We start from the raw sequence: 8,663 nt of genomic DNA on the forward strand, positions 1-8,663 counted from the left end.
TTCACCCGAACGGGAACCCGGTGTACGCCTCGGCCAGGTCGGTCTCCGCGGCCCGCGAGGAGACGATCCGCTCCAGCCGGGCCACCTGGAGCCGGTCCTCGAAGGGGGCGGCGTCGGGGGCGCGGTGCAGCAGGGTCGTCATGTCGTACGAGAACCGCTCGGCCTGCCAGACCCGGCGCAGACAGGTCGCCGAGTAGGCGTCGAGGAGTTCGGCCGAACCGGTCTCCTTCTCGTGGGCCAGCGCCCGCGCGAACGTCACGACGTCGCCGACGGCGAGGTTGAGCCCCTTGGCGCCGGTGGGCGGGACGATGTGGGCCGCGTCCCCCGCGAGGAAGAGCCGGCCGTGCCGCATGGGCTCGTGGACATAGGAGCGCATGGGGGTGACGGACTTCTGGGTGATCGGGCCGCGCTCCAGGGTCCAGTCGTCGTCGGTCTCGAACCGCCGCTCCAGCTCGTCCCAGATCTCCTCGTCGCCCCAGGACTCGGCGTCGGTGCCCTCGGGGACCTGGAGGTAGAGGCGGGAGACCGTCGGGGAGCGCATGGACAGCAGGGCGAAGCCGCGGTCGTGGCGGGCGTAGACCAGTTCGTCGTGCGAGGGCGGGACGTCGGCGAGGATGCCGAGCCAGCCGAAGGGGTACGTCCGTTCGAACGTGCGGGTCAGCTCGGCCGGGATCGCATGCCGGGCGACGCCCCAGAAGCCGTCGCATCCGACGACGTAGTCGCACTCCAGGACGTCCTCGACGCCCTCGTGGCGGAAGCGGACGCGCGGGTGGGTGGTGCCGGCGTCCTCTACGGCCAGCGCCTCCGCCTCGAAGAGCAGCGGGCCGCCCTCCTTCAGCTGGAGGGCGATGAGGTCCTTGCACACCTCCGTCTGGGCGTAGACCATCACGGACCGGCCGCCGGTGAGGCCGGGGAAGTCGACCCGATGGCGAGTGCGGTCGAACCGCAGTTCGATCCCGTCGTGGCGCAGCCCCTCCCGGTCCATGCGTTCCCCGGCGCCGGCCGCGCGCAGCACGTCCACCGTGCCCTGCTCCAGGATCCCGGCGCGCTGCCGGTGCTCGACGTAGGCCCGGTCGCGGCTCTCCAGGACGACCGAGCCGATGCCCGCGTTGTGGAGCAGCCGGGCGAGGAGGAGGCCGGCGGGGCCGGCGCCGATGATGCCGACGGTGGTGCGCATCGGACGTTCCCTTCGGACAGTGACGTGGTCCACATGATGACGTGTTCGTGTAGTGAAATTTTCTTCACTATTACCTGGCGTGAGTCTGCGCCCGCGTCCATCCGGTGTCAACGGTCCCGAGTGCGGACACTGCCTCAATGGACGATGCAGTGATCGCCGAGGCGTCGGAGGTGCCCGGAGCCGGACTTGAACCGGCACGCCCGCGAAGGGGCAGCGAGGTTTAAGCTCGCCGTGTCTGCATTCCACCATCCGGGCAGGCCATGGGCTCCGCGTCGAGGTTCGAGCCTATCGGGACACGTCCCCCGAACAGCGGAAGGGCGTCGCGATGTTGTCTTATTTTATTGACGTCTGAGGGAGCATCAGCACCTGGAACTGGCCATCCGCACTTGCCAGTAGCCTCGCGCGCGACGACAGCCCGTGTACGCGGAATGACGGAATTTCACCGCCCGAACAAGGGTGCTCCACCGGTTCTTGACGAACGGTCACTTCGGACGCCCCTCAGGGAGGGGTGTCATCCCCAGGTATGACACGGCGGGCCGCGGTCCGACCCGAGTCTGTCTTCGGAACCGGAACAAGGGGTGACTACAACGCGGCGCGCGGCCGGAACGATGGTTCGAGTCCCCAAGACAAGACCGTCGTCCCGACAGGAGCCCGTACCCGTGACCACCATGCCCCTCTCCGACCGGACCACCGCCGTGGCCGCGCGCGCCACGGACCTGTCGAAGATCTACGGACAGGGCGAGACCCAGGTGGTCGCCCTGGACCGGGTCTCCGTCGACTTCCGGCAGGCCGAGTTCACCGCGATCATGGGCCCCTCCGGCTCCGGCAAGTCCACGCTGATGCACTGCGTCGCCGGACTGGACACCTTCTCCTCCGGTTCCGTGCGGATCGGCGACACCGAACTCGGCTCGCTCAAGGACAAGCAGCTCACCAAGTTGCGCCGGGACAAGATCGGCTTCATCTTCCAGGCGTTCAACCTGCTGCCGACGCTGACCGCCCTGGAGAACATCACCCTCCCGATGGACATCGCCGGCCGTAAGCCGGACAAGGCGTGGCTGGACAACGTGATCCAGATGGTGGGGCTCAGGGACCGGCTCGGTCACCGGCCCGCCCAGCTCTCCGGCGGCCAGCAGCAGCGCGTCGCCGTCGCCCGCGCCCTGGCCTCCCGGCCGGACATCATCTTCGGCGACGAGCCGACCGGAAACCTCGACTCGCGCTCCGGCGCCGAGGTGCTGGGCTTCCTGCGCAACTCGGTGCGGGAACTCGGCCAGACGGTGGTCATGGTGACCCACGACCCGGTGGCGGCGGCGTACGCGGACCGGGTGGTGTTCCTCGCGGACGGCCGGATCGTCGACGAGGTCCACGGGCCGACTGCGGACTCGGTCCTCGACCGGATGAAGCGGTTCGACGCCAAGGGCCGCACCAGCTGACCCCCGCCCGGGACCGACAGGACTGAGAAAACCACCATGTTCCGCACCGCCTTGCGCAATGTTCTCGCGCACAAGGCCCGGCTCCTGATGACCGTCCTCGCCGTGATGCTCGGCGTGGCCTTCGTCTCCGGGACCCTGGTCTTCACCAACACCCTCTCCAACGCCCTCCAGAACAGCTCCGCCAAGGGCTTCGACCAGGTCGACGTCGCCGTGACCGGGCAGGTCCAGCCGGACGTCGGCGACCGCATCGTCCAGACGCCGGAGCTGACCGAGGCCCTGCGCGAGCGCAGCGCGAAGGTGCCGGGCGCCGCCTCCGCCGTCGGCGTCGTCACCGGCTTCACCGCCATCGCCGACAAGGACGGCAAGCTCGTCGGCGGCGGCTTCCAGTCCCAGGGCGGCAACTACTGGGGCGACGACGACCCCCGGTACCCGCTGAAGGAGGGCACGCCCCCGCACGGCGCGAACCAGGTCGCCATCGACTCCGAGACCGCCCGCCGGGCCGGCTACGAGGTCGGCGACACCGTACGGATCTCGGTCGACGGCCCCGTCCTCACCCCGAAGATCACCGGCATCTTCACCACCGACGACGGCAATGTCGCCGCCGGCGGCAGCCTCGCCCTGTTCGACACGGCGACCGCCCAGAAGCTGTTCGGCGAGCCCGGCACGTACGACGAGATCGACGTGAAGGCCGCCGCCGGCACCTCGCAGGCCGCGCTGAAGTCCGCGCTGGACGCCGCCCTGCCCAAGGACGAGGTGGAGACCACCACCGCGCGCGAGCTCGCCGACGACCAGGCCGAGATGATCTCCGCCTCGATGAGCGGGCTGAAGCAGGGCCTGCTGGTCTTCGCGGGCATCGCGCTCTTCGTCGGCACGTTCATCATCGCCAACACCTTCACCATGCTGGTCGCCCAGCGGACCAAGGAGCTGGCGCTGCTGCGGGCCGTCGGCGCCTCGCGCCGCCAGGTGACGCGGTCGGTGCTGATCGAGGCGTTCGTGGTCGGCACGGTGGCCGGCGTGACCGGTCTGGTGGCCGGCATCGGCATCGGCGCCGGGCTGCGCGCGCTGCTTGGCACGCTGGGCGCGACCGTCCCCGACGGCCCGCTGATCGTCTCGCCCGGCACGGTCGCGACCTCGTTCGCCGTGGGCGTCGTCATCACCATGCTGGCCGCCTGGCTGCCCGGCCGCCGGGCCGCGAAGATCCCGCCGGTCGCCGCGATGAGCAGCGTGCACGCCAAGGCGACCACCAAGTCCCTGGTGCTGCGCAACACGCTGGGCGCGCTGTTCTCGGCGGCGGGTGTCGCCGTGGTCCTGGCCGCGACGACGATGGACGGCTCCGACGGCCAGGCCCCCATGGGCCTCGGCGCGGTCCTGCTGATCATCGGTGTGTTCATCCTGACCCCGCTGCTGTCCCGCCCGCTGATCGCGGCCGCCGCGCCCGTCCTGCGGATCTTCGGGGTCTCCGGGAAGCTGGCCCGGCAGAACTCGGTGCGCAACCCGCGCCGCACGGCCGCCACGGCCTCCGCGCTGATGATCGGCCTCACCCTGATCACCGGTATGACGGTGATGGCCGGCAGCCTCCAGAAGTCCATCGACAAGATGGCCTCCGCCGCGCTCAGCGCCGACTACATGGTGTCCATGGCCAACGGCAACACGCTCTCCACCGACGTGGAGGAGAAGCTGAAGGCCACCGACGGGGTGACCGCCACCAGCCCGCTGCGCAACGCGCCCGCGCGCATCGACGGGGAGACCGAGTACCTCACCGGGGTCACCCCCGCGATCGGTGAGCTGACCGACCTGAAGGTCGACGACGGCACGTTCGAGGTCGGCGGGACACGGGTCGTCGTCGACAAGGACACCGCCGAGCACCACGACTGGAAGGCCGGTTCCGCCTTCACCGTCGCCTACGAGGACGGCAAGAAGCAGGAGCTGACGGTCGCCGGGGTCTACGAGGGCAACGAGCTGATCTCAGGCATCATGCTGGACACCTCGGTGCTCGCCCCGCACCAGGAGGACCCGTCCGACATGCAGGTCATGGTCAAGACGTCCGGCGGCGCGTCGGACGCGACCAAGGACCGGCTGGAGAAGGCACTCGGCTCCAACCCGGCCATCAAGGTGCAGAGCAAGCAGGACCTCTCCGACGACATCGCGAAGATGTTCACCCTGATGCTGAACATGCTCTACGGGCTGCTCGCGATGGCCGTGATCGTCGCGGTGCTCGGCGTGATCAACACCCTCGCGATGTCCGTCTTCGAGCGCTCGCAGGAGATCGGCATGCTGCGCGCGATCGGCCTGGAGCGGCGTGCGGTGAAGCGGATGGTCCGTCTGGAGTCGCTGGTCATCTCGCTCTTCGGCGGGGTGCTCGGCATCGGCCTGGGCGTGTTCTTCGGCTGGGCCGCGGGCGAGCTGCTCGGCACGAAGATGGCCACGTACGAGCTGGTCCTGCCGTGGGCCCGGATGGCCGTGTTCCTGCTGCTGGCCGCCGGGGTGGGCGTCCTGGCCGCACTGTGGCCGGCCCGGCGGGCCTCCCGGCTGAACATGCTGGCGGCGATCAAGTCGGAGTAGGGGGCGGATGCCCGGGGCCCCGTCGCACCGCGCGGCGGGGCCCTTCGCCGTCCGCTGCCGCCGGCCGCCCGCTACTGCCAGACGCGTGAGCGCAGGGGCGTCCCGGAGGCTCCGGACCGCGGGGTCCGGACCGCCAGGACCTGGTTGACGCCGATGCGGTTGCGTTCGAAGGCGACGGCGCAGGCGGCCATGTAGAGCCGCCAGACGCGGGCGCGGCCGGGGGAGGTCAGCCGCACCGCCCGGTCCCATCCGGCCTCCAGCCGGGCGACCCAGCGGCGCAGGGTGAGGGCGTAGTGCTCACGGATCGCCTCGACGTCACGGACCTCGAACCCGGCGCGTTCCAGCAGGGTGACGGTGGTTCCGACGGGGGCAAGCTCGCCGTCCGGGAAGACATAGGCGTCGATGAACTCGTCCACGTGGTAGGTCGTTTCGTCGCCCTGGGGGCGGCGGGCGATCTGGTGGTTGAGGAGCCGTCCGCCGGGCGCGAGCAGCGCGTACAGCTCGCACGCGTACGTGAGGTACTTCTCCGAGCCGACGTGCTCGGCCATCCCGATCGACGAGATCGCGTCGTACGGCCCGTCGGTGACGTCCCGGTAGTCCTGCACCCGGATCTCCACCCGGTCGGTGAGCCCTGCGTCGGCGACGCGCTTGCGGGCGTAGGCCGCCTGTTCCTGGGAGACGGTGATCCCCACGACGGACACCCCGTGCTCGCGCGCCGCGTGGATCGCCATCGACCCCCAGCCGCAGCCGACGTCGAGGAGCCGCTGACCGGGGGTCAGCGCGAGCTTGCGGCAGACCAGTTCGAGCTTGTCGAACTGCGCCTCTTCGAGGGTGGCGTCCGGATCGGGCCAGTAGGCGCACGAGTACACCATCGACGGGCCGAGGACCAGCTCGTAGAAGTCGTTGCCGACGTCGTAGTGGTGGCTGATGGCGCGGCGGTCGGTGTGGCGGGTGTGGAGGTGGCCGCGGCGGCGGACCTCCTCGCGGGGCGGGGCGGGCGGGAACGGCGGCCCGGCGAGCTTCAGCAGCGCCCGGGCCGCCGACCGGAAGTCCGGGTCGCGCAGGGCCCGCAGGAGCGGACGGGCGTCCTCGCCCCGCTCCCAGACGAGACCGGAGAGCAGGTCGAGGGCGGCGTAAAGGTCCCCCTCGATGCCCAGGTCCCCGGCGACCCACGCCCGTGCGAGCCCCAGTTCACCGGGCTTGAACAGCAGCCGGCGCACGGCTCGACGGTTGTGTACGACGAGGGTGGGCGCGTCGGGAGGGCCGGCCTGCGAACCGTCCCAGGCGCGGACGCGCACCAGGAGCGGGGCCCCCAGCAACTGTTCGGCGCAAGCGTGAAGCCGCGACGCGGCATCGGCCATGGAGCACACCTCCGTGACGGTGTTCCCGGATTGTCCTGACTCCACGAAAACACCTGAGAGGCCCGGACGCAGTCCCCCACGCGCGTCATGGCTGGGCAAACTCCCCGGACGTCACCAGGACCGATCACACGGGGCGGCCCGTGGGGCGCCCTGCTGGGGGAAGCTCGGCCGTACGCCCAGGTACGCCGAAGGGGCCGCCCGCACCACGGATGGCGGGCGGCCCCTTCGGGGCGTTCAGTGGCCGTCGGTCACGGGGTGACCGGTGGCCGGGGGTGACCGAGGCTCAGGAGGCCTTGGCCTTCTCGGACTCGGGCTTGGCGGCGGCCGGGGCCGGGGCCGGGGCGGGCTTGGCGGCCTCGTAGAACTCCTCGCGCGGGGACTCCAGGGCGCCGAGGGCGACCACCTCGCGCTTGAGGAACATGCCGAGCGTCCAGTCGGCGAAGACGCGGATCTTGCGGTTCCACGTCGGCATCGCCATGCCGTGGTAGCCACGGTGCATGTACCAGGCGAGACGGCCCTTGAGCTTGATCTTCATCTTGCCCATGACGATCATCGCGACGCCCTTGTGCAGGCCGAGACCCGCGACCGCACCCTTGTTGGAGTGCGAGTAGGGCTTCTGCTGGAAGCCCCGCATGCCGGAGATGACGTTGTCGCCGAGGACCTTGGCCTGACGCAGCGCGTGCTGGGCGTTCGGCGGGCACCAGGCGTTCTCGACACCGGCCTTGCGGGCGGCGATGTCCGGGACCTGGGCGTTGTCGCCTGCGGCCCAGATGTAGTCGGTGCCGGTGACCTGGAGGGTCGGCTGGGCGTCCACGTGACCGCGGGGGCCGAGCGGGAGGCCGTAGCGGGCCAGAACCGGGTTCGGCTTGACGCCGGCCGTCCACACGATCGTGTTGGAGTCGACCTCGAGGCCGTTCTTCAGCACGACGTGGCCGTCGACGCAGGAGTCCATGGAGGTGGAGAGGTAGATCTCCACGCCCCGGCTCTCCAGGTGGGCCTTGCCGTACTGGCCGAGCTTCGGGCCGACCTCGGGCAGGATCTTGTCCGCGGCGTCGACGAGGATGAAGCGCATGTCCTCGCGGGACACGGTCTTGTAGTACTTGGCCGCGTCCCGGGCCAGGTCCTCGACCTCACCGATGGTCTCCGCACCGGCGAAGCCGCCGCCGATGAAGACGAAGGTGAGCGCCTTGCGGCGGATCTCCTCGTCCGTGGTGGAGTCGGCCTTGTCGAGCTGCTCGAGGACGTGGTTGCGCAGGCCGATGGCCTCCTCGACGCCCTTCATGCCGATGCCCTGCTCGGCGAGGCCGGGGATCGGGAAGGTGCGGGAGACCGCGCCGAGCGCGATGACCAGGTAGTCGAAGGGCAGCTCGTACGCCTCGCCGACCAGCGGGGCGATCGTGGCGACCTTGCGGTCCTGATCGATGGTGGTGACCCGGCCGGTGAGGACCTCCGCCTTCGGCAGCACGCGTCGCAGCGGGACGACGACATGGCGCGGGGAGATGTTGCCGGCGGCGGTTTCGGGGAGGAAGGGCTGGTAGGTCATGTACGACCGGGGGTCGACGACCGTGACGGTCGCCTCGCCGTAGCGCATCTTCTTGAGAATGCGCCGAGCTGCGTACAGGCCTACGTACCCACCGCCTACTACGAGGATCCTGGGACGCTCCGTGGTGCTCATGGCATCGAGTATCCACCCGCCCGGAGGGGGTCGCTCGTGCGCCCCTTCACAAGCTTCGGGAGGGTGTGTGCTATCCTCCGCGACCCGCGTGATTCACATCATGGCGCGGAACGGGAACCAGCGTGTAGGGCGGGGCGTTGTCAATGCCGCGTGAGCTGCCTCTCCGGGCTTGAAGAGGCCCCGTGAGGGTCCCGAAACCTCCCTTCGCGAGGCACCCGCGAAACGTCCCTGCACGCCTCTTTTGAACACGTTCACACGGGGGTTGGGGCCCCGGAAGGGTCAACCGGCCCCACTTCGTCCTCCGACAGGACCGAATTCCTTGTGAAGAACTTCACGAAGTTTTCCGGCGGACTGTCGTGGGGGGGGGGGGGGGGGGGAGCCCCCCCCCCCCCCCCCCCCCCCCCTCCCTCCTCCCCCCCCAAACGCAAGAAAACACCCAACGCTCCCCTCGCGCCCCC

General features: G+C 70.3%; 5 protein-coding genes and 1 tRNA gene. 2 read left to right on the plus strand and 4 right to left on the minus strand.

The features are described 5' to 3' along the window. Position 1: 1 nt before the first annotated feature. Positions 2-1,177: a 4-hydroxybenzoate 3-monooxygenase gene (locus ACZ6D7_RS12635; RefSeq protein ID WP_469488258.1), complete on the minus strand. Its 1,176-nt coding sequence runs from the start codon at positions 1,175-1,177 to the stop codon at positions 2-4. Positions 1,178-1,348: 171 nt separating this feature from the next. Then, a tRNA-Leu gene (locus ACZ6D7_RS12640) sits at positions 1,349-1,432 on the minus strand. A gap of 404 nt (positions 1,433-1,836) precedes the next feature. Here ACZ6D7_RS12640 and ACZ6D7_RS12645 point away from each other — a divergent pair. Together ACZ6D7_RS12645 and ACZ6D7_RS12650 are read left to right on the plus strand one after the other, a co-directional pair. Next, on the plus strand, positions 1,837-2,607 hold the full coding sequence (locus ACZ6D7_RS12645) for an ABC transporter ATP-binding protein (protein ID WP_469488261.1): 771 nt from the start codon (positions 1,837-1,839) through the stop codon (positions 2,605-2,607). A 36-nt stretch (positions 2,608-2,643) separates the two neighbouring features. Beyond that, entirely contained in the window at positions 2,644-5,169 is a 2,526-nt protein-coding gene (locus ACZ6D7_RS12650; protein ID WP_469488264.1) for an ABC transporter permease, read from the plus strand. A gap of 71 nt (positions 5,170-5,240) precedes the next feature. Here ACZ6D7_RS12650 and ACZ6D7_RS12655 read toward each other — a convergent pair whose 3' ends face one another. Beyond that, a complete protein-coding gene (locus ACZ6D7_RS12655) occupies positions 5,241-6,530 on the minus strand; it encodes a class I SAM-dependent methyltransferase (protein ID WP_469488268.1) in 1,290 nt (429 codons plus the stop codon). Between the two features lie 283 nt (positions 6,531-6,813). Next, positions 6,814-8,205 (minus strand): NAD(P)/FAD-dependent oxidoreductase, encoded by a 1,392-nt coding sequence (locus ACZ6D7_RS12660; protein WP_469488271.1) that lies wholly within the window; start codon positions 8,203-8,205, stop codon positions 6,814-6,816. Positions 8,206-8,663 lie beyond the last annotated feature (458 nt).

The organism is Streptomyces sp. NPDC041784 (assembly GCF_055591025.1).

Bases quoted from the DNA above. Each gene is read 5' to 3' on its own strand.
- ACZ6D7_RS12635 (WP_469488258.1), bottom strand. From the start codon at position 1,177: ATGCGCACCACCGTCGGCATCATCGGCGCCGGCCCCGCCGGCCTCCTC.
- ACZ6D7_RS12650 (WP_469488264.1), top strand. From the start codon at position 2,644: ATGTTCCGCACCGCCTTGCGCAATGTTCTCGCGCACAAGGCCCGGCTC.
- ACZ6D7_RS12655 (WP_469488268.1), bottom strand. From the start codon at position 6,530: ATGGCCGATGCCGCGTCGCGGCTTCACGCTTGCGCCGAACAGTTGCTG.
- ACZ6D7_RS12660 (WP_469488271.1), bottom strand. From the start codon at position 8,205: ATGAGCACCACGGAGCGTCCCAGGATCCTCGTAGTAGGCGGTGGGTAC.